21 protein-coding genes are annotated in these 26805 nt (G+C 64.0%); 8 read left to right on the forward strand and 13 right to left on the reverse strand.

Going from position 1 to position 26805, the window contains the following annotated elements; all coding sequences use genetic code 11:
- The first annotated feature begins 3 nt into the window (after positions 1-3).
- Positions 4-1530: a HAMP domain-containing histidine kinase gene (locus KF712_18315; protein MBX3742945.1), complete on the forward strand. Its 1527-nt coding sequence runs from the start codon at positions 4-6 to the stop codon at positions 1528-1530.
- Positions 1524-2207, forward strand: coding sequence for a response regulator transcription factor (locus KF712_18320; GenBank protein ID MBX3742946.1), 684 nt, complete (start codon positions 1524-1526; stop codon positions 2205-2207). The genes KF712_18315 and KF712_18320 overlap by 7 nt, the downstream gene beginning before the upstream one ends.
- A gap of 317 nt (positions 2208-2524) precedes the next feature.
- Here KF712_18320 and KF712_18325 read toward each other — a convergent pair whose 3' ends face one another.
- The 6 genes from KF712_18325 to KF712_18350 all read right to left on the reverse strand — a co-directional run bounded on the left by KF712_18325 (position 2525) and on the right by KF712_18350 (position 7679).
- On the reverse strand, positions 2525-2905 hold the full coding sequence (locus KF712_18325) for a hypothetical protein (GenBank protein ID MBX3742947.1): 381 nt from the start codon (positions 2903-2905) through the stop codon (positions 2525-2527).
- Between the two features lie 180 nt (positions 2906-3085).
- Positions 3086-4807 carry a hypothetical protein gene (locus KF712_18330; GenBank protein ID MBX3742948.1) on the reverse strand — a complete coding sequence of 574 codons (1722 nt, stop codon included), beginning with the start codon at positions 4805-4807 and terminating at the stop codon, positions 3086-3088.
- A gap of 7 nt (positions 4808-4814) precedes the next feature.
- A complete protein-coding gene (locus KF712_18335; GenBank protein MBX3742949.1) occupies positions 4815-5210 on the reverse strand; it encodes a BlaI/MecI/CopY family transcriptional regulator in 396 nt (131 codons plus the stop codon).
- 98 nt (positions 5211-5308) lie between these two features.
- Positions 5309-6394, reverse strand: a complete 1086-nt coding sequence (locus KF712_18340; protein MBX3742950.1) for a DNA topoisomerase IB — start codon at positions 6392-6394, stop codon at positions 5309-5311.
- Positions 6391-6789 carry a hypothetical protein gene (locus KF712_18345; protein ID MBX3742951.1) on the reverse strand — a complete coding sequence of 133 codons (399 nt, stop codon included), beginning with the start codon at positions 6787-6789 and terminating at the stop codon, positions 6391-6393. The genes KF712_18340 and KF712_18345 overlap by 4 nt, the downstream gene beginning before the upstream one ends.
- Positions 6786-7679 (reverse strand): TIGR02587 family membrane protein, encoded by an 894-nt coding sequence (locus KF712_18350; GenBank protein ID MBX3742952.1) that lies wholly within the window; start codon positions 7677-7679, stop codon positions 6786-6788. The genes KF712_18345 and KF712_18350 overlap by 4 nt, the downstream gene beginning before the upstream one ends.
- Positions 7680-8103: 424 nt before the next feature.
- On the opposite strand from KF712_18350, the gene KF712_18355 reads away from it, so the two are divergent.
- The 5 genes from KF712_18355 to KF712_18375 all read left to right on the forward strand — a co-directional run bounded on the left by KF712_18355 (position 8104) and on the right by KF712_18375 (position 16206).
- Positions 8104-9198, forward strand: a complete 1095-nt coding sequence (locus KF712_18355) for a homocysteine S-methyltransferase family protein (protein MBX3742953.1) — start codon at positions 8104-8106, stop codon at positions 9196-9198.
- A gap of 140 nt (positions 9199-9338) precedes the next feature.
- Positions 9339-12821, forward strand: a complete 3483-nt coding sequence (locus KF712_18360; protein ID MBX3742954.1) for a dihydropteroate synthase — start codon at positions 9339-9341, stop codon at positions 12819-12821.
- Between the two features lie 243 nt (positions 12822-13064).
- Positions 13065-13997 (forward strand): thioredoxin family protein, encoded by a 933-nt coding sequence (locus tag KF712_18365; protein ID MBX3742955.1) that lies wholly within the window; start codon positions 13065-13067, stop codon positions 13995-13997.
- 98 nt (positions 13998-14095) lie between these two features.
- Positions 14096-14728 carry a VTT domain-containing protein gene (locus tag KF712_18370; GenBank protein ID MBX3742956.1) on the forward strand — a complete coding sequence of 211 codons (633 nt, stop codon included), beginning with the start codon at positions 14096-14098 and terminating at the stop codon, positions 14726-14728.
- 83 nt (positions 14729-14811) lie between these two features.
- Entirely contained in the window at positions 14812-16206 is a 1395-nt protein-coding gene (locus KF712_18375; protein MBX3742957.1) for a competence/damage-inducible protein A, read from the forward strand.
- Between the two features lie 29 nt (positions 16207-16235).
- On the opposite strand, the gene KF712_18380 is transcribed toward KF712_18375, so the two are convergent.
- The 6 genes from KF712_18380 to KF712_18405 form a co-directional block, all read right to left on the reverse strand.
- Positions 16236-16961, reverse strand: coding sequence for a hypothetical protein (locus KF712_18380; GenBank protein MBX3742958.1), 726 nt, complete (start codon positions 16959-16961; stop codon positions 16236-16238).
- 7 nt (positions 16962-16968) lie between these two features.
- Positions 16969-17511: a hypothetical protein gene (locus tag KF712_18385; protein ID MBX3742959.1), complete on the reverse strand. Its 543-nt coding sequence runs from the start codon at positions 17509-17511 to the stop codon at positions 16969-16971.
- A gap of 37 nt (positions 17512-17548) precedes the next feature.
- Positions 17549-17737 (reverse strand): hypothetical protein, encoded by a 189-nt coding sequence (locus KF712_18390; GenBank protein MBX3742960.1) that lies wholly within the window; start codon positions 17735-17737, stop codon positions 17549-17551.
- Between the two features lie 255 nt (positions 17738-17992).
- Complete coding sequence (locus tag KF712_18395; protein MBX3742961.1) at positions 17993-21613, reverse strand: autotransporter-associated beta strand repeat-containing protein; 3621 nt, start codon at positions 21611-21613, stop codon at positions 17993-17995.
- A 260-nt stretch (positions 21614-21873) separates the two neighbouring features.
- On the reverse strand, positions 21874-25257 hold the full coding sequence (locus KF712_18400) for an autotransporter-associated beta strand repeat-containing protein (protein ID MBX3742962.1): 3384 nt from the start codon (positions 25255-25257) through the stop codon (positions 21874-21876).
- A gap of 147 nt (positions 25258-25404) precedes the next feature.
- The gene (locus KF712_18405; protein ID MBX3742963.1) at positions 25405-25770 is read right to left on the reverse strand and encodes a hypothetical protein; all 366 of its coding nucleotides are present in this window, start codon (positions 25768-25770) and stop codon (positions 25405-25407) included.
- A 166-nt stretch (positions 25771-25936) separates the two neighbouring features.
- Here KF712_18405 and KF712_18410 point away from each other — a divergent pair, with 166 nt between their 5' ends.
- Complete coding sequence (locus tag KF712_18410; GenBank protein ID MBX3742964.1) at positions 25937-26461, forward strand: hypothetical protein; 525 nt, start codon at positions 25937-25939, stop codon at positions 26459-26461.
- Here KF712_18410 and KF712_18415 read toward each other — a convergent pair.
- Positions 26430-26750, reverse strand: a complete 321-nt coding sequence (locus tag KF712_18415) for a hypothetical protein (GenBank protein MBX3742965.1) — start codon at positions 26748-26750, stop codon at positions 26430-26432. The genes KF712_18410 and KF712_18415 overlap by 32 nt on opposite strands.
- Between the last annotated feature and the right edge of the window lie 55 nt (positions 26751-26805).

The raw sequence follows: 26805 nt of genomic DNA on the forward strand, positions 1-26805 counted from the left end.
CGCATGAAACTCCCTTCCGCCACTTCCTCACCGGATGCCATCCTCTGGCTCACCTGCGTGCTGGCCGCGCTGGTGGTGGCGGGCGGCTTGTTCCTCGCCCGCAGCACGGAGAGCGTTCCTTGGTTCCCCCCGGGGGACCGGGCGGGAGACATCTTCCACTTCGCCATCCACCGCATCACGGAGATGGAGAAACGCTGGCAGGACGCCCTGGCGGAGGAGTCGCAGGAGTTGCTGGACCTCCATACCAGCGGTGACACCTCCTGGGAGTCCGCCACCGCCGGAGTCACCCGCGCGGTCATCCTGGGCCAGCGTTCACCCCCCGCCGTGCTGGGGCCGCGCGGTCTGCACCCCATCCTGGAGAAGGACAGGAAACCCGCCGCAAAGGACGCCACCGCGAACGATGAACCATGGATCATCGACATCCAGGAGGTGATGGGCGTCGGCTTCCGGGACATCGCGGGCAGGCCTCCCCTCTACATCCGTGGCAACGACCGCAAGGTGGTGGCCATGGTGCTGGACATTGAGGCCGCCGCCGCAGTGGTGATGCGCGATCTGGAGGACAACCCGGAGTTTTCCTTCCACGGGGAACCGGGGCGCCTCCAGTGGCGGACCTACACCGGCATCCGCCCCCTGGAGACGGAGACCGTGCGGCCGGACGAGACCCAGCAGCATGTCTCCCGCTTCGGCACCTTCGAGCTGCGGCAGTGGTTTCCCACCAGATCCTTCGTAAGTTACCACCTGCCCACCTTCGTCGGTGCGTCCGCCGTGGCGGTGTTGCTCGTCATCACCGGCATGGTCGCCGCGTCCGGCCAGCGCCGCGCCCTGCGGGTGGCGGAGGAGCGCGTCAGCTTCGTCAACCGCGTCTCCCATGAGCTGCGCTCCCCGCTCACCAACCTGCTGCTCAACACGGACCTCGCCATCGACGAGCTGCCGCCGTCCGGTGAAAAGGTAGGCCGCCGCCTGTCCCTCATCCGGGAGGAGACGGGCCGTCTTTCCCGCATCGTGGACAACGTGCTCGCCTTCGCCCGCCAGGAGCGCGGTGCGTCCCCCGCGGACTCCGCCCCGTGCCACCCTGCGGAACTGGTGGAAAGCATCCGGCGGAACTTCACCCCGCTGCTGGAGCGGAAGGACATCCGCTGCATCTGGCGCGTGGACCTGCCCGGCCCGCACCCCATCGACGGGGACGCCTTTTCCCAGATCCTCTCCAACCTGCTCTCCAACGTGGAGAAATACGCCGGCCCCGGGGCCACCTGCCACATCACCGGGGAAGCGGCGGGCGGACGCCTCACCCTCACTGTGGCGGATGACGGGCCGGGTGTGCCCGCCGCCGCGCGGGAAAAGATTTTCCACCCCTTCAGCCGTGCGCGGGAGGGCACCCGGGAAGGTGTCAGCGGCACCGGCCTGGGCCTGTCCATCAGCCGGGATCTGGCCGCGCGCATGGGCGGCACGCTGGAACTGCTGCCCGCCGCGAAGGGAGCCGCTTTCCGGCTCGTCATCCCCACCACGGGAAAGGAGACTGGCTCATGCTGATCCTGGTGGCGGAGGACGATGACGTGACGCGGGAGGCCATCCGGGATCTCCTGGCCGTGGAGGGCCACCAGGTGCTGGAGGCCGCGGACGGCACCGCCGCCATCGCCGCGTGGCGCACCGGCAGGCCGGAACTGGTCCTGCTGGACATCATGATGCCCGGTGCCAGCGGCTACGATGTCTGCCGTACCATCCGGCGGGAGGACACCGCCGTGCCGCTCGCCTTCCTTTCCGCGAAGTCGGAGGAGGTCGATATCGTCCTCGGTCTGGAACTCGGAGCGGACGACTTCATCCGCAAGCCCTTCGGGAAACATGAGCTGCTCGCCCGCGTGCGCGCCCTCGTCCGGCGGAAGGAACCCGCCGCCGCCGTCGCACAGGAATCATTTTCCATCGGCCCGTGGCGTGTCCTCCCGCGCCACCAGAGGGCGGAGCGGGACGGCCACCCATGCGTGGATCTCACCGCACGGGAAGTCTCCATCCTCCACCTCCTCGCCAGTCATCCGGGCGAAGTCATCACCCGGGATGAACTTCTCAACCGCTGCTGGGGCATGGAGTATTTCCCCGAGTCCCGCACGCTCGACCAGCACATCCTCAACCTGCGGAAAAAACTGGAGGAAGATCCGTCCGAACCCCGCTGGATCGCCACCGTCCGCGGCACCGGCTATAGATATCCGGGATAGGGAACATCGAACATCGAACATCGAACGTCCAACATCGAACGTTGAAGTGAAGAGGGGCGATGGAGGAAGGGTGCCTCCGTCCGCGATAGCGTCATGGAGTGCGGCAGTTTTCTGCCGCTATCAGTGGCGCACGAAACTTTCCCCGATATTGAACCGCCATCCGCACCCCACCGGCCCGCGCCATTTTCCGGCAACGCCCTCCTCTCCCATAGCGGCGGAGGGCCGCCGCACTCCATGACGCTGCCGCGACGGGGGCGATCCCACTCGCTTTCTCCACTTCAAATTTCGATGTTGGACGTTCGACGTTCGATGTTCACCTACCTCTCCAGCCATTCCCTGTACTGCCGCCAGTCCTCATCGATGACCGCCTTCGCATGCGCCGCATGCTCGCAATGTTCGTCATCCGTCGGCAGTCCGCAGGCCCCCACCTTCATCGTGAACCCTGGGTATTCCGCCCCGGCGATCACCCCGTGGTAGTCCAGCGTCGCCCGGTCGATCTCCGCTCGCAGCCTCCCCACATCCCCGGCGGCCAACTTCAGCGCCGCCAGCCGCACCCGATCCTCCCCGCACTGCCAGCTCTCCCGCCCATACACGGACAGGATCTCATGAACCTCCGCGTGCCTTTCCGATGGGAAATCCCTGCCCACCAGCCGGTCCACATCCCCGCTCGTCACCTCCGGTATCGGTTGCGTCAACATGGCGTTCTCTGGCTTTCGGGAAACAAATCGGCACCCTCCCCACCGTGAAACGGAGGGCATCTTCCATCCTACATCCTGCTCTGCGGGAGTTCCAATTTTTTGTGGCAAGCGGGTGGGACGCCAACGGAGCGAACATCACCAGCCTGCCAGCGAAGATGGCGGTCTGAAGACCGGCCCTCCTTACTTCCGCCGGATGAGGATTTTATGGTCGTCCGTCGTCCATGTCAGCCCCATCTCGTCCAGGACGTATGACAGGACCGTGGCGAGCGGCACCCGGCGGAGGGCCATGGTCCCGCTGGTGGCGGCGGGGTCCACTCCTTCACCGATGACGATTGGAAACACCGGCCCACCTTTCGCGGCTTTGGCCGCCTGTTCGTTGAAAGTGTCCACCATCTCCTGCAGCGGGGTCATCTCGAGCCGCGCCCGCTGGAGGATGAGCTTCGCCGCGAACTCCGCCGCCGCGCCTTTCTGTTCCGGAACCCGTCCGTATCCCTCCATGCCCGCCGGATGAACCACCACCGCATGGTCATCCACGCGGAAGACAGACCCCGTTTCCTGGCACATGGTCACCAACGCGTCACGGATGGTGATGTTCCGCTTCTCCATGGTGAACCTCGGTCCGGGATTGAAAAGTTCACCTTCTTTCCGCGGCGGCAGCACCCCTACGATGTTGATTCCCCGTTCCGCCGGCGGTGCCGTGACATCCAGCTCGTCGGATCTAAATCGAAGGAAATCCACCGCTTCGAGCAATGCCGTTTGCTCGAAGTCGATCCGCGGCACGACGATGGTATCCAGCTTCCGGTCGATGGCGATCTGGCCGGGAGTCGCGGGTTTGGCCGTCTTTTCCGCCTTTTTTCCATCCTCCGCGGTTGTCTCCGCTGCCGCCGGCTCCCGCGCCTCCGTTGCGCCGAACACCACCAGCAGCGTGAGGATGGCCGCACCGGCCACGCACTGCCCCATGCCCGCCTTCCGGTAGGCGGCGATCTCCCGGACGCGCGACTTCATCCCCGCCGCGTGCTCGAAAATGCCGACGAAGCCGAGGCTGAAGCCCTGCAACGGAAAGCCCCCCTGGAGCTTCAGCAACGCAGTGCCATAGGCCGTACGGCTGTCCCCGGCGCTGATCGAAAGCACCCTGGCATCGCACGCCTCCTCCCGGTCCGCGCGCATCCTGGCGAAGGCGAACCACAGCAGCGGATTGAACCAATGCAGCGCCTGCAGCACGCAGGCCACCGCGTTCACCACCAGATCATGGCGTTTCAGGTGGCAGAACTCATGCAGCAGGATGAGCCGCGTTTCCTCCCCGCTGAAACCCTCCGGAAAGCGTGCCGGAAGCAGCAGCGTGGCACGGAAAATCCCCGTGACTGCTGGGCTGTCCACCATCGGAGAAACCAGCACCCGTGGCACCCGGCACAGGCCCGCCTCATCCGCCGTCGCGTGGATCTGCCGGAGCAGAGGTTCCTTAACCGCCACCGCCGCGCCGGAAATGCGCCGCAGGTGCCGCACGTATCCCGCCAATCCCATCGCCAGCACCGTACCGGCACCCGTCAGCCATACGATGGCAAAGGGATTCACCGGTCGCCGCGCATCACCCGATGCACTTTCCGGGGCGGTAGGGGGGAGGGGAGCAGCCGCCATTTCCACCACCGCCGGGTGTGCCGGTGCAGGCCGATCCGCCGGGGGCGTCTCTCGTTTCTCCGCCACCGGCAGCGACCAGCCGAACGGAACGGACGGCAGTGCGGGCAGCACCATCACCAGCAGCATGGGGAACCACAGCGCGTAACGCCACCGCGCGGGCAGCCAGCGGCGCGCCACCAGGTGGAGAGCGAGGACGGCCAGGGCGATGGCGGACGCCCGCATTGTGGCGGCCAGCATCCAGTCGAAAAGCGGATCGATGGGGTTCATGTTCGGGTCAGGGTTTCGGTTTTTTGTTCTTCTTGATGGAACCATCCAGCAGCTTCTTCAGCTCCTTCACCTCCTCCGAGGTCAGCTTTGCGTTGCTGGCGAAGTGCATCAGCAGCGGCTTCGCCGCACCTTGGAAGACACGCTCCAGGAAAGATGCGCTCTCCGCCTTCACGCAGGATTCACGCTTCACCGCAGGCCGGTAGCGCCGCGGTGGTCCTCCTTCCTCCTCCGTCTCCAGCGCGCCCTTCTCCACCAGCCTGCCCAATAGTGTCCGCACCGTGTTCTCCGCCCAGCCCTTTGTTCCCGCCAGTTCCTTCGCCACCTCTGAAGCTGTCCGTGGGGAGGATTCCCACAGCACTTCCATGATGGCCCATTCGGATTCCGGAAAACTCGGAAGTGTCATATCCGATGGGGATACTACAAGTGTGGTGGCTTTGTCCACTACATTTGTAATATATCTTCCCGCCGGAACTCCCTTGCATCCGCAAGCCGACATTGTTCCTAACAGTTCCCCGCCCGGCGCTTCCGTTTCACCGGCAGTCCGAGGATCTTGTATACCCGGCGCTCGTCACTCCTCAGCCCGGCGGTGCCATCCGTCCTGCGGAGGCGGGGAGGACGGAGGTGCATGATCTTGTAAAGGTCGCCTGTCCGGTAGGCGGCCAGCAAGGCGGGGTGGATGTAGTATTTCCGGCAGGTGGCCGGAGTGTGGTGCAGGCGCAGCGCGGTGTCCTTGATGGCTTGGCGGATGACCCTTTCCCGCGCGGTGCGGGTGTCCGGTGGCAGTTCGCGGGAAAGTTCCCGCGCGCACAGCACGGTGGCCTTCCAGGTGCGGAACTGCTTGGCGGTGTATTCCCCTCCGGTGATCTCCTTCAGCCAGTCGTTCACGTCCGCGGTGCCGATGTCGTGGAAGCCGCCGTGCGGATCCTCATAGCGGAAAAGGTGCTGTCCGGGGAGTTCCTGCAGCTCCGACACAAGCCGGACGAGCCGCGGGTTGGCGATCTCCGCGAGGTGTTCCTGCCCGGCTTTTCCACGGAACTTCAGCGTGAGCTGGCCGTCCACTTCGCGCAGATGGCGGTTGAGCAGGTTGGACAGTCCGAAGGTGCGGTTCTCCTTTTCATACCTGGAGTTGCCGATGCGGTAGCCGGTGCTGTCCAGCAGCGCGACGATGCCGGCGATGACCCGGTCCCGCGTGAGCATGGGCCGGGAAAGGGCCTTCACCACCTGCTGGCGGATGCGCGGCAGCGCGGCGGCGAAAGAAGACAGCAGCCCGTATTTCCGGTCAGCCGACCCGGCGTGCCAGTGGGGATGGTAGCGGTATTGCTTCCGTCCGCGGGCGTCGATGCCGGTCGCCTGGAGGTGGCCGTCCGGCCGCATGCAGATCCATACGCTTTCATAGGCGGGAGGCACGGCCAGCGACAGGATGCGGCGGCGCTCCGCCCGGTCCGCCAGCGCCTTTCCATCCGGCAGCAGGAAGCTGAAGCCGGTGCCGCGCCGGTGCCGCCGGTAGCCCGGCATGGTGTCCGTGGTATAGACCAGGCGGACGATGCCTTCCCCGCTCCGCACGGCGATGACGCGTGGCTTTTTCATGGCTCGATGTAGCCCGCCACCCGGGCGGCGAGGGCGGTGGGTTGCTCTGTGCCCGCGAACACGGCGCGGGCTTCACGGCTGCCGCCGCGCGGGATGAAGTCGATGGTCAGCGTGCTTTCCTTTTCGCCGGAGGCGAAGCCTGCGGTCACCACCACCATCACTTCCGCGGCGGTGGTGGAGCCCGTGTTGGTGATGTGGACGGGCACCACAGTGGTGCCGGAAACCTGCATGGCATCGCCCGTTTTCACATGAAAGGCGGCGGGTCCGTCCTCCAGCGCGAAGGCATCCCACCCGAGAAAGGCGACCATCCCGGCGACGAGCAGCACGCTGATGCCGAAGACCGCCCACTCCAGCGGGTTCTTCGTGTTCCGTCCGTCGTTGGATTTCGTGCTCATGATGGATCGTCCTTTCCGCCCTTTTCATCGCGGGTGCTGGTCTGCAGCAGGAAGCGCCCGGCGGAGGCACCCAGCGCGGCGGGCAGGGAGAGCACCACCGTCATGGCGATGACCAGCGGTGCGGGCCGCCCGTCCAGCTTGCCGAAAAACCACAGCGCGGAGACGGACGCCACCAGCGCCACCGCGTAGCTGGTGATGACGCCGCGGGCCTTCAGGCACACATTTTCCGTCAAGGTATGGGCCTCCGCCCCCCGGAAGTCCGTGAAATGCAGGATGAGCGAAGAAAGACCCAGCCCGCAGGCCACCATCAGCAGCAGCTTCCACGACGGGCTTTCCATCGCAATGACGCCGATCTCATCCGTCGGTGCGATGTTGGCCGCGAACAGCACCGCACCGCACAGGGCGATGGCGGTCTGCGGCAGGTAGGATTTCCGCCGGTCCTCGTCTCCATCACCGGCCAGACCTTCATCCCCATCGTCCGGCGCGCCGAGCTGGGCGGTGCCCACCGACACGCCGATGGCCACCGTCATCGCCTCCATGATGATCTTCCCGCCAATCTCCGTGGCCGTCATCTCCAGGTTCAGCCGGTCCGTGATCCACAGCACCCCCGCCGCCACCAGGATGCCGAGGCCCATTTCCTCCACCGAGTCGATCACCACTTCCAGAAACGAGGCATCCTTCCGCAGGCCGACGAAGCGGTTGTAGATCAACAGCAGGCAGAACGTCGCCAGCACGTAGAGCAGGATCCGCAGCGGGTGCAGGATGAAGCCCGCCCACCATACCTCCATCGTGAAAAGCAGCGGCATGGCGAACATCAGCCCACCCGCCAGACCACGACCGTACTCCTGCATGGACTGCGCGGGGGTCCGGGCATGGCTGAAGTCGATCATGGCTCGGCTCCATTTTCGCAAACTACGTGCCATGAGCCATTTTCCGTGGCTTCATGGAGTTGAGGAGGAGCTGAAAGAGAAAGGGTTGCAGGAAGGTGAGGAACGGAGGGCGAAATGCATTATTAGAGGCAGGGATCGACCTCCGGGCGGTCCGGTGGTGAGAAATCACCAAGTTCTTCCGATTCCGCATCTAACAGATGGCATCAACATGTAGTCGTCGTCGTAAGATATTGGTGGCTATAACCCACCGGACCGCCCGGAGGTCGGTCCCTGCCTTTCGGACTGCGAATGGCGGAGCCATTCGGCGGCATTTTCTGAGGGCACAACGGAGTGTGCCCTCCATGATGCTTCTTCTCACGCATCATCATATCGTGATGCGAAGATTTGTTTCTTGAGCAGCGGGTTTTCCGGCATAGGCTGCGGCATGCCGCAAGCCGATCCCACCGATGACCTGAAGAAGTCCCTTTCCGAACGGATTCTCGTTCTGGACGGAGCGATGGGCACCACCATCCGGACCTACGGACTGGGGGAGAAAGATGCGCGGGGCGAGCGCTTCGCGGACACGGACAAGGACTTGCTGAACAACGGCGACATCCTCTCCATCACCCGTCCGGACGTCATCGGTGACATCCACAAGCGGTTCTACGAGGCGGGTTCCCACATCTGCGAGACGAACACCTTTTCCGCCACCAGCATCGCCCAGAGCGAGTTCTTCGTGGAGGATCCGCGGGAGCATGGCGGGCGGAAGGATCCGGAGTTCTTCCAGAAGATCCTGGAGAACCCGTTCCTGAAAGACCTGGCCTGGGAGCTGAACTACGAATCCTCCCGGCTGTGCCGGAAATGGGCGGACAACATCGGCAGCGACACCGGCATCCGCCGCTATGTGGCCGGTGCCATCGGGCCGCTCACCGTTTCCCTCACCAACGGCCCGGATGCGAATGATCCCGCCTTCCGCGTGGTCACGTTCGACCAGGTGCTGGAGGACTACAAACACCAGGTCCGCGCGCTCATCGAGGGCGGCTGCGACATCCTCATGGTGGAGACCATTTTCGATTCCCTCAACGCGAAGGCCGCCGTCGTGGCGATCCAAGAAGTGTATGGGGAAATGAAGCACCGCCTGCCGGTCATCGTCTCCGCCGCCGTCGGCCGTGGCGGGGAAACCATGATCTCCGCGCAGAAGGTGGAGGCGTTGTGGAACGCCTTCGCCCACATCGACCCGCTGGCCATCGGTCTGAACTGCTCCCTCGGTCCGGACCTGATGAAGCCTTTCCTGGAGGAACTCTCCGCCTGCGCCGCCACCCACGTCTCCTGCTATCCCAACGCCGGCCTGCCGAACCCGCTGGCCCCGACCGGCTTCGACCTCGAGCCGCCGCACATGCACGACTACATGGCCGAATTCGCCGGAGCCGGGCTGCTCAACCTTGCAGGTGGCTGCTGCGGAAACACCCCGGAGCACGTCGCCGCCATCGCACAGGCCGTCGCCAAATACGCGCCGCGGCAGGTGCCGGTGATTGGTTGAACATCGAACATCGAACGCCCAACATCGAACATCGAAATGAAGAGATTCCCAGTTCTGCTCTGTCCGTTTTCCCGGATGCTTTCGCTCCCACCGGCCACTCCATCCCTTTCTTCCATTCAGCGTTCGATGTTGGATGTTCAATGTTCGATGTTCCCATGAAAACCATTCCCCACGCCCTCCGCCTTTCCGGCACGGACGCCTACAACCACACCGCGGACAAGCGTTTCCTGATGATCGGGGAGCGCACGAACGTCGCGGGTTCCCCGCAGTTCGCGAAGCTGGTCCGCGCGGGCGACCTGGAGGCGGCGGTGGAGGTGGCCCGCCAGCAGGTGGAGAACGGTGCGAACGTGATCGACATCTGTTTCGATGACGGCCTGATCGACGGCAAGGCGATGATGAGCCAGTTCCTGCGTCTGGTGCAGGGGGAGCCGGATGTGGCGAAGGTGCCGATCATGGTGGACTCCTCGAAGTGGGAGATCCTGGAGGAGGGGTTGAAATACCTGCAGGGGAAGGGGATCGTGAACTCCATCTCGCTGAAGGAAGGGGAGGACGTCTTCCGGGACCACGCGCGCCACATCATGAAATACGGCGCGGCGGTGGTGGTCATGGCCTTTGATGAAAAAGGCCAGGCCGCGACCTACGAGGAAAAGATCCGCATCTGTGAGCGCGCCTATCGCATCCTGTTGGATGAGGTCGGTTTCAACCAGGACGACATCATCTTCGATCCGAACATCCTCACCGTCGCCACCGGCATCGAGGAGCATAACAACTACGCGCTGGACTTCATCAACGCCACGCGGTGGATCAAGGAGAACCTCCCCGGCGCGAAGGTGTCCGGCGGTGTGTCGAACATCTCCTTCTCCTTCCGCGGCAACAATGTGGTGCGGGAGGCCATGCACTCCGCCTTCCTCTACCACGCGGGCAAGGCGGGCATGGACATGGGCATCGTCAACGCCGGCATGCTGGAGGTCTATGACGAGATCCCGAAGAACCTGCTGGAGGCCGTGGAGGACGTCCTGCTCAACCGCCGCGACGATGCGACGGAGCGCCTGCTCGACCTGGCGGAAAGCTTCAAGGGCAAGGGCGGCAAGAAGCTGGAGGAGGATCTTTCCTGGCGGAACGAGTCCGTGGAGAAGCGGCTGGAATACGCGCTGCTGAAGGGCATCGACAAATTCATCGACGAGGATACGGAGGAGGCTCGTGTGAAGTATGAGCGCCCGTTGAAGGTCATCGAAGGTCCGCTGATGGACGGCATGGGCGTGGTCGGCGACCTCTTCGGCGCGGGGAAAATGTTCCTGCCGCAGGTGGTGAAGTCCGCCCGTGTGATGAAAAAGTCCGTTGCCTGGCTGACGCCGTTCATGGAGGAGGACAAGGCCGCGAACCTCGCGGGCGACATCGAGGCGCTGCAGAAGGAAGATCCTTCTCTGACCTATGAGGAGGCCCTGGCAAAGGCGGAGCGCGGCAACTCCGCCGGGCGATTCCTCATCGCTACCGTAAAGGGGGACGTGCACGACATCGGCAAGAACATCGTCGGTGTGGTGCTGTCCTGCAACGGCTTCGAGGTCACGGACATGGGCGTGATGGTTTCCTGTGACAAGATCCTCGCGAAGGCGAAGGAGATCGGTGCGGATGTCATCGGGCTTTCCGGCCTCATCACCCCGTCGCTGGATGAAATGGTGCACGTGGCGAAGGAAATGGAGAAGTCGGGCATGAAGCTGCCGCTGCTCATTGGTGGTGCCACCACCTCCGCCGCGCACACTTCCATCAAGATCGCGCCGCACTACTCCGGACCGGTGGTGCATGTGCTGGACGCCTCCCGCTCCGTGCCGGTGACGACCGCCCTGCTTTCGGACGAACAACGCTCCGGCTTCGTCGCCGAGAACCTGGCGAAGCAGGAGAAGCAGCGCGCCGCCTTTCTCGGCGGGCCGAAGAAGGAAACCCTCAGCCTGGCGGACGCCCGCAAGGCGGGGCCGAAGCTGGACTGGGAGACCTATACCCCGCCGGTTCCATCCTTTACTGGCGTGCGCGTGGTGGAGGATCAATCATTTGCCGAACTGGCGGACTACATCGACTGGACGCCTTTCTTCCACGCATGGGAACTGCGCGGCGTGTGGGACCGCGAGAAGAAGGTCCTGAAGACCCGCAACGAGGAAGGCGCGGCGGAGGCGGCGAAGCTCTATCAGGACGCCATGGCGTGGGTGGAGCGGATCATCGCGGAGCGGCGGTTCACCGCGCGTGGCATGTACGGCTTCTTCCCCGCGAACTCGCAGGGGGATGATGTCATCGTCTGGGCGGATGAAACGCGGAGCGCGGAGAAGACCCGCTTCCACACCCTGCGCCAACAACTCAAGAAAGACTCCGGCAAGCCGAACGCCGCGCTCGCGGACTGGGTGGCTCCGGTGAAGCAAAGTGGCGGCGATCACCGGTCGCCGTCGGGAGACTCCGCCTTTTCCCCCACGTTCCTCAATCCGGATGACTCCATCGCGAAAAGCCGGAGCACCAGCCTGCCACACTGGTATCAGGATGGTGCGACCTATGCGGTGACCTTCCGCCTCGCGGACTCTCTGCCTGCCTCGGTCATCGGTGCGTATCACAAAGAGAAGGCCGATCTGGAGGCGATCCTCCTCAAGGCGGAGCAGTCAGGCGAAGCAACCACCGCGCGTGATGCCCGCAAGCGGCTTGCCGAACTCTTTTCCGGAAGGATCGAGGAGATGATGACCCAGCAGCACGGTTCATGCGCGATGAAGGATCCGGCGGTTGCGGAGATCGTGAAACGCTGCCTGCTCCACTTCGAGGGCGAGCGCTATCACATCGGCGCATGGTGCGTGATGCCGAACCACGTGCACTGCCTCATCCAACCGGTGGAGGGTCATTCGCTTTCGGCGATCCTGCAGGGCATCAAGTCCGCGTCCGCGAAGGAGGCGAACCAATACCTGGGACGGAGCGGGGAGTTCTGGCAGAAGGATTCCTACGATCACATGGTACGGGATGGTGAGGACTACCTGAACCAAAGGGGGTATATCCTGGAGAATCCCGTGGTGGCTGGCCTGGCGGACTGGAAGTTCGTGGGTGAGGGTGGCCCGGCAGGACGGCGACCGGTGATCGCCGCCACGTACAATGACCACATCGGCGGGTTCGTCGTCGGCATCCATGGTGCGGATGAATTCGCGGCGGAGCTGGAGAAGGCACACGATCCGTATGGCTCCATCATGGTGAAGGCCATCGCGGACCGCTTCGCGGAGGCCTTCGCGGAGTTGCTCCACCACCGTGCGCGGATCGAGTGGGGCTATGAGACGGAGATGGAACTGACGAAGGACCAGCTCATCCATGAGAACTACCAGGGTATCCGTCCCGCGCCGGGCTACCCCGCCCAGCCGGACCACACGGAAAAACCCATCCTTTTCGACCTGCTGGGCGCGACCGATGCGACCGGTGTGGAACTCACGGAAAGCTGCGCCATGCACCCCGGGGCGGCCGTTTGTGGCCTCTACTTCTCCCATCCGGAAAGCCACTACTTCGCCATCTCCGAGATCCAGAAAGACCAGATCGAGGACTATGCGGCGCGCAAGGGCATGACCGTGGAAGAGGCCGAGAAATGGCTCGGACCCTGGTTGGGATACTGAGGGAACATCGAACATTGAAGTGGTTCCGGAGGCGGAGTCTTCCGGGCGGTTAGGGCGTTTTTTAATCTGCGCCTGGAAGAAACGCCATCCACCCATAGATGGTCCTTTGTTCTCCCCGCGCCAAACACCCCTTCTTCCCTTCAAAGTTCGATGTTGGGCGTTCGATGTTCGATGTTCAGCGCCGCGAAATAATCCACTAGACGCCCGCCGGAAGCCAACGCACGTTCGTTCAACATGAAACTCATGACCCATACCCGGGCGGCGCTGCTGTCCCTTCTTTGCACGGGCATCTCGTTCGCCGCGGGCGAGGGCTGGAGCACCGATTACGAAGCGGCGAAAAAGGAAGCCGCCGGAGCGAAGAAATCCCTGCTGATCGACTTCACCGGATCCGACTGGTGCGGCTGGTGCATCAAGCTCAATGATGAGGTCTTCAAGCATGACACGTTCAAGAACGGCGTGAAGGACAAGTTCGTCCTGCTGGAGCTGGACTATCCGCAGGACAAGTCCGGCCAGTCGGAGGCGCTGCAGAAGCAGAACGAGGAACTGGCGAAGAAATACGTCGTTGAGGGCTTCCCGACCATCCTGCTGGCCGATGAGGAAGGCCGCCCGTTCGCCGCGACCGGCTATGAACCGGGTGGCCCGGCGGAGTATGTGAAGCACCTCGACACGCTGCTGGAGAAGCGCAAGGCGCGTGACGAAGGATTCGCCGCCGCAGAGAAGCTCGAGGGAGCGGCCAAGGCGAAGGCCCTGGTGGGTGTGCTGGAGGGGATGGAACTCAGCGACGCGATGGTTTCCGGCTTCTACGTCTCCACCGTGGACGCGATCAAGAAGGCGGATCCGGAGGACTCCACCGGCTTCGTGAAGAAGCAGGAGGCGAAAGGACGTATCACCAAGTTCGAGGCGGATCTCAATGCCCTCGCGGAGAAGCAGGACTTCGACGGTGCCCTGGCACTCATCGACAAGACCCTCAAGGAAGGCGGCATGGAGCCGGAGGATACCCAGCGCGTCACCCTCATGCGTGGTCTGGTCTATGCGGAGCAGGGGAAATTCGACGAAGCGATCAAGGCCGTGGACGAAGCGAAGAAAGTCGCTCCGGAAAGCGAAGCCGCCGTCCAGATGGATGGCCTGAAGAAGCAGCTTGAGGCGATGAAAGCCCACGGCAAACCGGCGGAATAAGCACCGCGCTCCCCACGATTCAACGGACGCCGGAAGGGATGCCTTCCGGCGTTTTTTTGTGCATTGAGCGGAGCGTGGTTTCCGACCACGGTCCGGCCATGCGTTTGGTCTTCCTGTTCCTCGGCCTGGCCATGGTGGTCCTGGCCACCTGGTTGGTCTGGGGCGGCTCATGGGATGAGCGGCTCACCCTCGATGGTACCGCCGCATGGATCGGCGCGGGAGGGAGCTGGGCATGGGCGGCGGGCATCGGCCTGCTGGCGGCGGATCTGGTGCTGCCCATACCGGCCACCGTGGTCATGGCGGCGCTGGGTTACATCTATGGCCCGTGGCTCGGTGCGGTGCTCGCTTTCACCGGCACCATGCTGGCGGCCGCCACCGGCTACGGACTGGGCAGGATCATGGGGGAGGGATTCGTCCGCCGCTGGCTGGGGGATGCGGACTATGAAAGGGGGCGGAAATTTTTCGCGAACGGCGGTGGCTGGATGGTCACGCTGTCACGCGCCATCCCCATCCTGCCGGAGACGGTGTCCTGCATGGCGGGCATCTCGCGCATGCCTTTCGGCCGGTTCCTGCTCGCCTCCGCCTGCGGAAATCTGCCCATGGCAGCCGTTTTCGCCGCCATCGGAGCCAGCGGGAAAGACGCTCCCGGTTGGGCCGTGGCGACCAGCATCCTGGTGCCGGGCGTGCTGTGGTTCATCGCGCGGAGAAAGCTGAGGGCGGGAACGCCGTGACAGACGCTGGGAGCGCCGGTCTTCAGACCGGCATCTTCTGCTCTGGAATGGCTGCCATCCCAAGTCCTCCTGTCCCAGATGACATGACCTGTCTCCATCCATCATGTCCTCCGCGTCATGATGCCATCCGCTGGGCAGAGGGAGAATTTTCCCACAAAGACGCCGGTTTGGAGACCAGCGCTCCCAGCGGGGAAGCCCACTACCCGGCACTTGCCCGCGGCCCCGTCCCGGCGCAGGCTGTGGCCGTGAGAATCGAGATCCTGAATACCGGAACGGAGCTGCTGCTGGGCAACACGCTGAACACGCATGGCGCGTGGTTCGGGCGGGAACTTTTCAAGCTGGGCCTGAGGATCACCCGCCAGACGACGGTGCCCGACGGTGAGGCGATCCGGGACGCTCTGGCGGAAGCCGTGAGCCGTGCGGACGCGGTCATCGTCACCGGCGGCCTCGGGCCGACGAGCGATGACCTTACGCGTGAGATCACCGCGGAGGTGCTGGGCGCGGATCTCATCACGGACGAGGCGGCGGTGCGCTCGCTGGAGGCGTTTTTCGCCATGCGCGGAAAGGCGATGGCGGAGTCCAACCTGAAGCAGGCGCTGGTCATCGTCGGCGCGGATGTCCTTCCGAACCCGAACGGCACCGCGCCCGGCATCTACGTGCCGCCGCGCCTCAATGAGCGCGGGAACTGCGCCATCTTCCTGCTGCCGGGGCCGCCTCGCGAACTCTACCCCATGTTCCACAATGAGGTGGTGCCCCGGCTCCGCGCCCTTTCCGGCATCGAGACGTTCAACGACGTGCTGGAAATGAAGTTTACCGGCATCGGTGAGAGTGACTTCCACCAGGGCATCGACGCGCGGCTCGCCGCCGTGCCGGGGCTGGAGTATGGCTACTGCGCCCACGTGGGTGAGGTGGACCTGCGTCTGATCGGAAATGCGGACGCGCTGCAGGCGGGGCGGGGGATCGCGCTGGGTGCTTTTGAAAACAATCTCATCAGTGAGGACGGCAGCTCGCTGGAGCGCACGGTGGTGCGCCTGCTCACGGGAAAGATGTGGAAGCTGGCCACGGCGGAAAGCTGCACCGGCGGGCTGATCGCCAACCGGATCACCAACGTGCCGGGGTCCAGCATCGTCTTCACCCACGGCTTCGTCACCTATGCGAACGAGGCGAAGACCGGCCTGCTGGGCGTGTCCCCGGAGAGCATCACGGAATACGGTGCGGTGAGCGAGCCGGTGGCGCGCCAGATGGCGGAGGGCGCGCTGCGCGTGGGCGGGGCGGATGTCGCGCTGTCCATCACCGGCATCGCCGGGCCGGGCGGTGGATCGGATGAAAAGCCGATCGGGACCGCGTGGATCGGCCTCGCCATCAAGGGCCGTGAGACGCTGGCGCTGAAGGTCTATCACCCGCGCAAGCGGAAGGACTTCAAGCAGGCCGCCAGCCAGTCCGCGCTGGATTTCCTGCGGCGGACGGTCAGGGGATAAGGGGACAGCCACAGTTCTTCAACACGCCGCTACGGACGGGAGGTCATTTCCTCTTCGATGAAATCCTTCTGCCGGGCGATGGGCACGATCTTGATGCCGCCCGCCAGATAGTGGATGATGCCATGCGAGATGATGAGTCCCATGACGGACACCCACAGCGGACAGAGCTTCATCGCGGTCACCACGAGGTAGAGCGCGAGGAAGATGGTATGCAGGAAAACGAGCACGACCGGGTGCTTCAGCGCCGGGCCAACGAGCTGGCCGCATGCGGGGCAGTTCCAGGAGGTGAACTTCGGCTCGGGGATCACGGAAATGGCTTCCACCCCATCCGGTTGTTGGCAGGACGGGCAGTGATAGGCATAGGTGCGTCCGGATTTCTCCGGGGGTGTGGGATCTGCGGAAGGGCTGTTGGAGTTCCGCCAGCAGGTGATGAGCCGCAGGGAAGCCTGCGCCAGCAGTGCCAGGGCCAACCACCGGACGTAGGCCGGTGGAACGGCCGTGAAGATCCCCCGTTCCAGCCAGTTGGCATCCAAGGCGATGAGGAAGGTCCCGAGCATGGAGATGGTGAAAACGATGGCGAACGAGGAGAACAGGGAGGAGGCACGCTGTTCCGGCGGTGGCCTCACCATCAACATCGCCAGATTGGCGACGGCCACCGGCAGGATCCAAAGGTCCGTCACCACCCAGCACAGCGCGAGCGAGGCGACCATGAGAAGGTGCCATGCGATCAGTTTGCTGAGGGTGATGGAGGCCATGGGTGGGTCAGGTTGCGGGCTGCCGGTTGGAGCGCATATTCATCCTTTCCGCCTCCGCTTGGTCGAAGAGAGGCGTGAAATACGCGACGGCGATGATCTTGCCGATGGCGATGCACGACACCCCGTGGATGGCGTCCGCGATGCTGGAGAGCACGTACGGGGGCAGGAGAGTAACGGCGGCGATACCGGCGACGTTGGACAGGACGTAGCACCGGCGGCCCCATTTCCGGAGCATGAACATGCCCACGTAGGAGGCGGCGCACACCAGGAAAGCGAGGGCAAGCAGCCCGAAGGCGATGATCGCTTGTGTCCCTTCCGGCATGTTATTGTTACCGGCTCCATACCCGCGCAACGCCGGAGGGAGCGTGTGCTCCGTCATCAGGTCGGCGGAGAGCTGCAACACGACCAGCACCAGGGAAAGTCCCAGCAGCAGGCGGAAAAGCCCGGGTGTGACGTAGGTGCGGGTGGTTTCCGCCTCCGGTGGGGATTCCGGGGTGAGATACGGATCCGTGGCAGGCAGCGGCTGGTCCTCTCCGTTCATTCCGGCCATTCTGTGCCGGGCGGAAGGAGGAGGTGAAGTCCAAACATCACTTCATCTCCTGCTCCGGCCCGGGCGCTGGCGGCGTGTTTTCCCGCCCATCATGCACGTGGGGCTTCGCCGGTGGACCGGGATTTTCTTCTGCTGTGGGGGTGACGGTGCAAGCCACCACGGTGTAGGCCATGAGCGCGCAGGCCGAGAGGAGATGCAGGAAAAGGGATGGACGCGCGGAGTTCATGGCGGCGGAGGTGGTTCTAACGGTGCATGGTCAGGATATGGGATGAGACGGGCTGGTCCTGATTTTTATTTGAAGAAATCTCCGGGAAATTCCCCGGGAGGCCGTGGATGGACGGTGGGCCGGACCGGGACCGCGGAATTCATTCCGCCCCGAAAAATCCAGCCAACGAAGCCAAGCGGAATGAATTCCGCGGTCCCAGTCCGGGGACGGGCTTTTCCGAAGCTGGCCGGTGGAGTGCCGCTGCCGTGGTGCGGTTCAGGGGTTCCTGCGGCGGCGGGTGAGCCACCCGGCGGCGCCGAGGAGGGCCAGCGACACGAAGGACGGCTCCGGGATGACGGGGACAATCTCCCCGTTGTTGAGGATGCTGGCGCTGAAGCTGCCCGTATAGCCCTGCCCATCGACCGTGGGGTTGACGAAGCTGATCTTGGAAAGCTGGGAAGAGGTCAGCCCGTTCGCATCACTGCCGAAGTAGATCTGGTCATCCCCGCCACCCATGCTGAAGCCTCCCCAGTTGAGGATGGCCAAGGTGCTGCTCCAGACCTGTGTGGAGGAGTCTGCGATGTGGAGGATGTTGCTGCCACCGAGCTGCAGCTGGTTGTTCCCGGCGATGACCAGGGGACCGAAGGTTTCGACAGTGCCATTGGTGACCATGATGGCGTCCTGCAGCGTCACCAGCGCGTTGTCGTTCACCAAGCTGTTCGCGGTGGCCTGCGGGCCGAACTCGAGGGTGGAGTTCCTTACCTGAATGCTGGTGGAGGAGTTGATGCCGCCGGAGCCGATGATGAGGCGCCCGGCATCCACGCGGGTCGCGCCCTGGTAGGTGTTGGTGCCGGTGAGGGAGAGGGTGCCCGCGCCGGTCTTGATGAGGCCGGCGGAGAGATCTCCGCTCAACGCGCCGCTGAGGGTGGCGTCGATGGCGGCGGAACCGTTGGCAACCTCCACCACCCGGGTCTTTCCGTTCAGGTTGATGCCGTTCTGGATCTCGATGTTGGAGTCGGAGAGGACGGAGGACAGCTTGAAGGTGTAGTCGCCATCCGTGGTGTCACCGAAGGTGAGGAAATTCGCCGCACCCCAGGTGATGCCCGCACTGGCGCCGCCGAAGTTCACCACACGGTTCGCGCCATGGGCGCTGAGGCCGGAATCTCCGGTGAACTGGATGTTCCCCGCCGTGGTGCCGATGGCCTTGGTCAGGTCCCCGGCGGTGCCGCCGTTGAGGTCCGCGCCGATCTCGAACACGCCGCCGGAGTTGATCCGCAGGGTGGCGGTGGGGTTCTGCGCGGTGGACACGCGGAACAGGCCGCCGTCGAGGATGAAGGTGCCCGCCAGGCCGGTGCCGCTGTAGAGAGTGGTGCCGGTGCCGCCGACGATCATGAAGTTGGAGGCGCCGAAGGAGGCGGAGATGTTGAGAGCCTTTCCATCCGCGACGTAGTTGTGGAACCAGAGCGCGGAGCCGCCGAAGGAGGTGGAACTGCCGGTGATGGAGATGTCGTTGGAGCCGCTGAAGAGCATCCCCTTGCCGCTGCCGGCGGCGGTGATGGCGTTCGCCCCCAGGTCGAGTGTCACCGCCCCGGCGGTGGAGTCCACCGTCAGCGTGTTGAAGACGAGGGGGGTGGTGGCCTGCTGGGTGTAGGTGCCGGCGGCGTTGAGGACATAGTTGGCCGCCGCGGTCGCCATGTTGACGGTGCTGTTCGCGGTGAGGACGGTCTGGTTCGCTGCGGCGACTTTCTGGATCGTGCCGGAGGTGGCTCCGGACAGCGCGGCGAAGCCATAGCTGCCGTCCGTGTCCCGCAGGACGATGTTCGCTCTGCCGCCGTTCACGTTCATCAGGACTCCGTTGACCATTGCCAGGGGGGCGGCGACGGCGGGAGGGCCGACGACAGCGGGAGCGAGGGTTCCGACGGTGATGGAGTTCCCCGCATTTCCGGAAAGGTCGATGAGGTCGTGCCGCTGCGAGTTCCCACCGGTGCCGGTGAGGGTGGTGATGGTGAGCTGGACGCCGGAGCCGCCGTTGCCGTTGAGGATCACCCGGCCGAGGCCGTTGTTGCCATCCCCGATCATGAGGCTGGAAATGGTATCCGTCGTGACGCCGGTGGACCTGCCCTTGAACTCGATGGCGCCCTGGTTGATGAGAATGGTCGCGCCCGCCGCGAGCGGGTCGGACGTGCCGTAGTCGAGTGTCAGGACGCCGCCGTTCGGGCGGATGGCACCGGTGAAGGTGTTCGCCCCGGAAAGGGTCCAGTTGCCGGAGCCGTATTTGGTGAGGCTGGTGATGTTGGTGCTGGTACCGCTGTTGACGATGACGCCGGCGATGGTGTTTGCGTCCTTGTTGTAGCCGGTCAGGGTGAGGGTGCGGGCATTCGCGGTTCCGGAACCTGTGGCGTTGGTGCCGGTGTTGGAAAAGACGAGGGCGCCCGTGCCGGAGGAGTCGATGGTGCTGGAGGCCGCCAGTTGGAAGAGACGGTTGGTGTTGTCCCCGGTGCCGGTGTAGCGCAGGCGGCCGCCCGCCAGGTTGAGGTTTGCGGCCGCGTTGTTGGAGGAACCCAGCGCGCCGGCCTCCCCGCCGTTGCGGATGTTGTCCACGCTCAGGATGCCCCCGGAGACGTTGACGCCGCCGATGTGGGTGTTGTTCCCGGTGAGGAACAGCGTGTTGGTCCCGGACTTCTGGAACCGCAGACCACCTGTCATGGTGCTGCCGTAGATGTAGTCCCCGGTCGTCGTGTTGATGCCGAAGACGCCGCCTGCGGAATACGTGGCGGCCGTCCGCAGGGAGTCGATCTGCGTGGTCGTCAGGTTGGACCCGCCGGAGAGGGCCATCAGGATGCCGTTGGCGGTGACATTGATGGCGTTGCCGTTGTAGGCGGAGATGTTCGCGATGGCGAGCGCGCCTTCGGAAATGGTGGTGGTGCCGGTGTAGGTGTTCGTCCCTCCCAGGGTGAGGGTGTTGCCGCCCAGCTTGTTCAGGTTGTGGGTGCCGGTGATGTTGCTGTTGTAGGTGAAGTCACCGTTGGCGGTGTCCAGGCCCAGGGTGGAGCCGGAGTTGAACGTGACCTTGTTGACGACATCATTCAGGTAGGTATCGACATTCGCGGTGGTGAAACCGCTGCCCGCCACCCGCAGGGAAAGGGTGGCGCCGGAGGCGACGGTGGTGGCGGCGGGATTGAGCGTCGTCGCATTGAGGAGCCGCAGGAGGCCGGCATTCACCTGGGTCGTGCCGACGGTGTTCGCCGCGTTGCCCAGTGTCCAGATGCCGCCGTCCGCCTTGATGAGGTTGATGGTGCCCGACGCGTTGGAAATCGCGCCATTGATGATGGCGTTCTGGTTGATGCCTCCCAAGGTGAGGGTGACCGTGCCGCCGCCGGCTGCACCGTTGCTGACGGTGTTGTTGACGATCATCGCTGCCTGGCCGGTGCCGGCTGCGCTGCTGGTCCATTTCTGGTTGGCCGTGAGGGAAAGGTTCACTTCCTGACCGGCCGTCGCGGAGCCGATGGTCAGGCCACCGCCGCTGCTGTGGTTGATGCCGCCGCCGCCGACGGCCAGCGTGGAACTGGCGTTCCCGCCGAGAAGGGTGGCGAGTGATCCCAGGTTCGCGGTCGCAAGCCCGTCAACAGCACGGTTTCCGTTGAGGTTGATGTTGAAAGGGCCGGTGAGGCCGGAAGCGGTGAGGTTGGCGATGTCCAGTGCGCCGGGCACGACCGTGGGGTTCGCATTCGCGGTGGAGCTGTCGGACCAGTTGGAGGCATTGCCCCAGTCATTGTCGGCGGCGGTTCCGTCCCACCAGTAGGGGACGGCGGATGCGGGGATGGCGCTGAGAGTGATGACGGCGGCAGTACATGCCGTCACGCCGCGGACCAACGCAGAAAAGCGGAGGGGTTTCATAAACGGGGTTTTGGTGGACTGCCGTGGGTTTTTTCGGGAGCCAGAGCCAGCCAATCAAAAGCGGGGTGGGATTTCAATGCGAAACTTCGCGCCGCAAGGGAACAAGAAGGGGGTATTGAGGCAGAGCCGCCATGTCCGCTTCGCTCCCATTCCTGTCCACCGGCGGCATTGGCGGATGAAGAGAGAAAGCGGATTTGTTCCCCGGGGTTCCATTGCCATGGGTTCCTGTTGCAGCCGGAGGACAGGAGTGTCCTCCCTCCTTACTTCCTCCGGCGGCGGATGAGCAGGCAGGCGGCTCCGGAAAGGAAGGTCAGCGTGGTGGAAGGCTCGGGGATCAGGGCGTCGGGGACGAGCTGGTTGCCCAGGAACTTCGCGCTGTAGATGCCTTCGTCGAAACCCTGCGGGTTGACGAAGGTGATGGCGGAAAGCTGGGAGCCGGTGAGGCCCGCCGCGTCGAAGGAAATCTCATCGTCCCCGGCTGCCAGGCCGGACCAGCCGGTGATGGCGAGGAGGCCTCCGGTCCAGTCCGCGGAGGCGGAGTTGCCGAAGGTCAGCGCGTTGTTGCCTCCCGACAGTTTCAACTGGGAGTTTCCGGTCACGGCCAGAACCCCGGCGGCATCGGTGAAGCCGGTGACCTGGAGGATGGCACCGCTGCCGAGGGTGACGGTGGCATCATCCTTGATGACGTTGTCGGCCGCGATGTGGAAGGTGCCGTCCGTCACGGAAACGGAGGTGGAATGGCTGAGGGAGGTGGAGGCGTTCAACACTCCGCCGGTGACGGTGGTGGTGCCTTCATAGGCTTTGGCGGCTCCGGAGAGGGTCCAGGTGCCGGTGCCGGATTTCACGAGATTGGTTTTGCCGGTGCCGTCCGTATCGGCGAAGGCTCCGGTCAGTTCGCCCGTGCCGGCGGTGGAGCCGGTGAGGGTGAGGGTCTTGTCGCTGGTGGTGGAGGCGCCGTTGACCTGGCCGGTGATGACAAGCGCCCCGGAGCCGGCCTGTTCAATGGTGCCGTTGCCGGTGGTGGTGGAGCGGAGTCGCAGCCCGCGGCTCGTGGTTTCATCCGCGGCGCCGGTGTAGCGGAGGGTGCCGGAGGCGGCCCCTTCACCCAGGTTGATGAGGTTGCTGTTGGCGTCCGGCGTGCCGAGGTTGTGGGTGATGGAATCCACGCTGAGCACGCCGTCGTCCACGCGGGTGAGGGCGGTGTAGGTGTTCGTGCCGGAAAGCACCCAGGTGCTGGCACCGTTCTTGATGAGGTTCTGGTTGACGCCGGTGCCTTTGATCACTCCGGAGATGGTTCCGGTGCCTTCATTCCCGGTGAGGACGAGGCCGAAGCCACCGTTGGAGGTCGCGCCGCTGGTGTCGTTGATGGAGACTTCCCCCCGGATGTCCAGTGTCCCGCCGGTCATGTTGATGCGGGTATTCTGGATCGCGGCCGCGCCGACTTTCAGATCCAGGTCGATGTTTCCGGCCCACACGTTGTTGCCGCTGAAGTTCAGCAGGCCGGCGGAGACGCCGGAGTTGGAGGTGCCGGAGATCCTGAGTGACTCACTGGTGACGGTGACGTTGTTCTCCAGCCGGACCTGGCCCCCTGCGGCCACTTCCGTTCCCTGCGCGGCGCCGCCCAGCGCGTTGTTGGAAAGCACGCGGACGATGCCGGTGTTGACCTTCGTCAGGCCGGTATAGGTGTTGTTTCCGGTCAGCGCGAGCGATCCGGAGCCGGTTTTCACCAGGGTCTCGCCAGCCACATTGAGGTCGATCTGGGTGTTGCCTCCGGTGATGTTGAAGGTGCGCTCGCCCGTTCCCATGGCCAGCTCGGCGAGGCGGCTGTTCGAGCCGTTCAATTTGATGAGGTTTTCCCCGCTGCCGGTGAAGGTGCCATTCAGGGCGATCCTCGTGCCCTGGTGGCTGCTGTTGGTGGTGCCGTTGACCTGGATCGTCCGGTTTTGCATCGTGAGGCCCCCCGCGCCGATTTCCAACCCCGAGACCGCGCCGGCGTGGGAACCCCCGATCAGGATGTTGCCGGCGGCGTTGTTGGTCTCGACGGTTCCCGTGAGGGAGATGGAATTGGCGGTGATTTTGCCGCCGCTGTTGACGGTGATGCGCGAGGTGTCCGCGAGGGTGACGGTCCCCAGGTTCACGACGCTGGTGACGCTGCTGGTCGAGTTGCCGGTGTTGGCGTCGGCGCTTCCGGTGAGGGAGAGTCCGGCGACGGTTTCGTTCTTCGCCTGGAACCGGATCGTGCTGCTGCCGGAGGCCGTGATCACGGACGTGTCGGCGATCTGGTCGGCCTCACCGAGGCTGAGGGTGCCGCTGGTCACGTTGACGTTTCCGGCGATGGCGGTGGCCCCGCCGGTCTTGCTGAGCAGGAGCGTGCCGCCGGCGACTCTGGTGGTGCCGGTGTAGGTGTTGCTGCCGCTGCCACCGAAGGTGAGGGTGTTGACGCCCGCTTTGACGAAGCTATGCTCGCCGGCCATGGCCACGTCGTAGTTGATGGAGGCTGTCTGGGTGCTGATGCCGAAGAAGGCGGTGTTGTCCTCATAATGGACGGCGGCGCGCAGGTCTTCCAGTTCCGTGGGGGTGAATCCACTGGCAAGGGCAAAGATGCCGGCTCCGGCCTTCGCGTGGATTTTGTTGATGTCGGCGATGGCCTGGGGGCTTGTGTAGGCGAGCAGGCCGCCGGCGATGACGGTGTCGCCGGTGTAGCTGTTGTTTCCGCTGAGGGTGAGGGTCTGGTTGCCCGTCTTCATCAGTCCGTGGTTTCCGGAAATATCGCTCGCGTAGGTGAACGTCGAGGCGGAGTCCAGGCCGAGGAAGGCGGCGGAGGATTCATAGCTGATGAGCCCCCGCAGGGTATCCGTCTCTTCCGCGGTCAGGCCGGTGCCGCCGATCCTGATGGAAAAAGTCGCGCCGTCCGCCACGGTGATGGTGGTGCCGGGAGAGACGGAGGCCGCGGTCGTGGCGCGGAGGATGCCCGCGTTGACCTGCGTGGCTCCGGTATAAGTGTTGGCCCCCCGCAGTTCCCAGATGCCGGAGCCTTCCTTGATGATGGAAACGGTCCCGCCACCATTGGAAATGGCACCAGCGATGTATGAGCCGGTGTTGCTGCCGTCGAGGGTGAGGGTCCGGCTTCCCGCCGCGGCGGAAACATCATTGTGAAGCGCGATGGCAGAGGAGCCGGAACCCGCGGTGGAGCTGTTCCAGGTTTGCGAGGCCGCCAGCACGACGTTCACCTTGTCCGCGTCCGCCGCGTTGCCGATGGTGAGGCCTCCCCGGAGGTGGTCGATGCCTCCGGCACCGAGTGTGAGGGTGACAGGTACACCCGCCCCTCCGCGCAGGGTCACCGTGCCCGTCAGGTTTTCCGTGACGATGCCCTGCACGGCTTGGTCCGTCATCAGGTTGACCGTGCGGCTGGTGGCCTGGCCGGTGATGGAGAAATGGGCAACGTCACCCGCACCGGGGACCGCCGCCGGGTCCGGGGTGCCCGCGCCCGGGTCCGTGGACCAGTTCGCCACATCATTCCAGGAACCTGCGGTCGCTCCGTCCCAGTAGAGTGGTGCCGCCATCAGGCCTGCGGAAAAGGAAACGGAAAGCGTGGCCAGCGCCAGTGCGCGGACAGGGAGAAGGGAAAGGCGGCGGGGTTTCATTGGATTTTGTGAAAACGGGGGTGGGGACGCATACCAAATAGGGATGTCCCCTCCGGTTCAACGCCAAAGTTGGAGGGAGGGCGCAGTCCGCTGCGCCCCTTCTATTTCACCCGCTCACCAGCTTTGCCAGCTTCAGCACCACAGGGTTCACAAAAATACCAAGGCCAGTATCGCGCCATCGACGCATTTCTGAACATCACGGCGGATCACATCCACCGTTGTCTTTTTCAACAACCCGACTGGTAGAGCCGCGATCGCGGAAATCTCTGCGATCACGACCACCAGAAACAACCAACGGAAGTGATAGGCATCCATCCACAGCCCGGGAACTGATACTGCCCCGCCGAGCAGAATCCCAACCCCGGCGATGACCAAATACATCGCATGTGCTTTTGACCTTATATTCATGAGCGGTTTGATTTCGTCGACTTCTTCTTGCTTCAAAAAAGGGAGAAAGCCCCATAATCGAAGTACGAAGGTGGCGAAAATCAGTGCGTTCAAATGAATCTCCATTGGTTGAGCCTTTTGTTTGATCCGCCGGACGATGGCATCAGCGTTGTTGTGCTGGTGTTTCCAGTTATTGTTCGCCGGGCCAAGCCTTTTACGGATATGGAATAAACTTGGAAAGACAAGTGATCCGGGTGAGAGATGGAGTCGTTCCTCCTATTTTCCAAACGGCATGGACAACAAGCTGCGTTTCATCCGTCACACGGATTACGATGATCTTCCCCGGGTTCTTTTCACGGGTGAGGAGCACAAGGACGATGCCATGGTGAAGGAGTTCGACCATGCGTTCGACCTCGTGGCATCCGCGCTCCGGGAACTCCATGAGGTGGATGCGGATGGAGGCGACCATGATGCGCCCATTTACATGACCCGCTACGTGGACATCTGCCGGCAGCACACCATCGTCGTCGCTCGCGCTGCGTGGCACCCTGGGATCGTGACGGTCCTCTACCGGGAGCTACAGAAGATGCCGGAGGGCTGGACATTGCAGATCGATGCCACCGATTTCCCTCCGGGGCAGGCTTATGTCGTGGTCACGGCGGACGGGACCGTCCACGGCTGGGCGGAGTTCCGGGCGCGGAGAACTCTCACCGCTTTCGGCTTCCCTGGCATCGGCGGATTGGTCCCGGGCTTGCTGTTCGCCGTGAGATCCGCTTTCGGCCGCCTCAGGAAAACGGCCTTCCGCAGGCCGTGCTGAACAGCGTGACCTGCTTCCATTCCAGCAGGGTCCGGAAACCCAGTAAGTGGATCAGCCAGTTCAGCAGGATCGGGACGAGCAGCAACGATTCATTCACGAGGATGTGCGCCACGTAGGGTTTCCCGTGGGGCCGGTAGTCCACCAGGGCCTTGGTCAGGATGAGAAGTTGGGGAGGGAGGCAGATGATTGCCGCCGACCAAGGGAATGGCACGGTCGGGACAAAGACGACGAACAACAGGCCGATTATCCAGGGGAGGTGGAAATCCATGTGTTCAAGATACCATTTCATCGTGATGCTTCTGCTTTGCTGTCTGGGGGAGATCAGCATGCTGGGGGCGGGGGAG

The organism is Akkermansiaceae bacterium (assembly GCA_019634595.1).
In the GTDB taxonomy this organism is placed as follows: Bacteria; Verrucomicrobiota; Verrucomicrobiia; order Verrucomicrobiales; family Akkermansiaceae; genus Luteolibacter.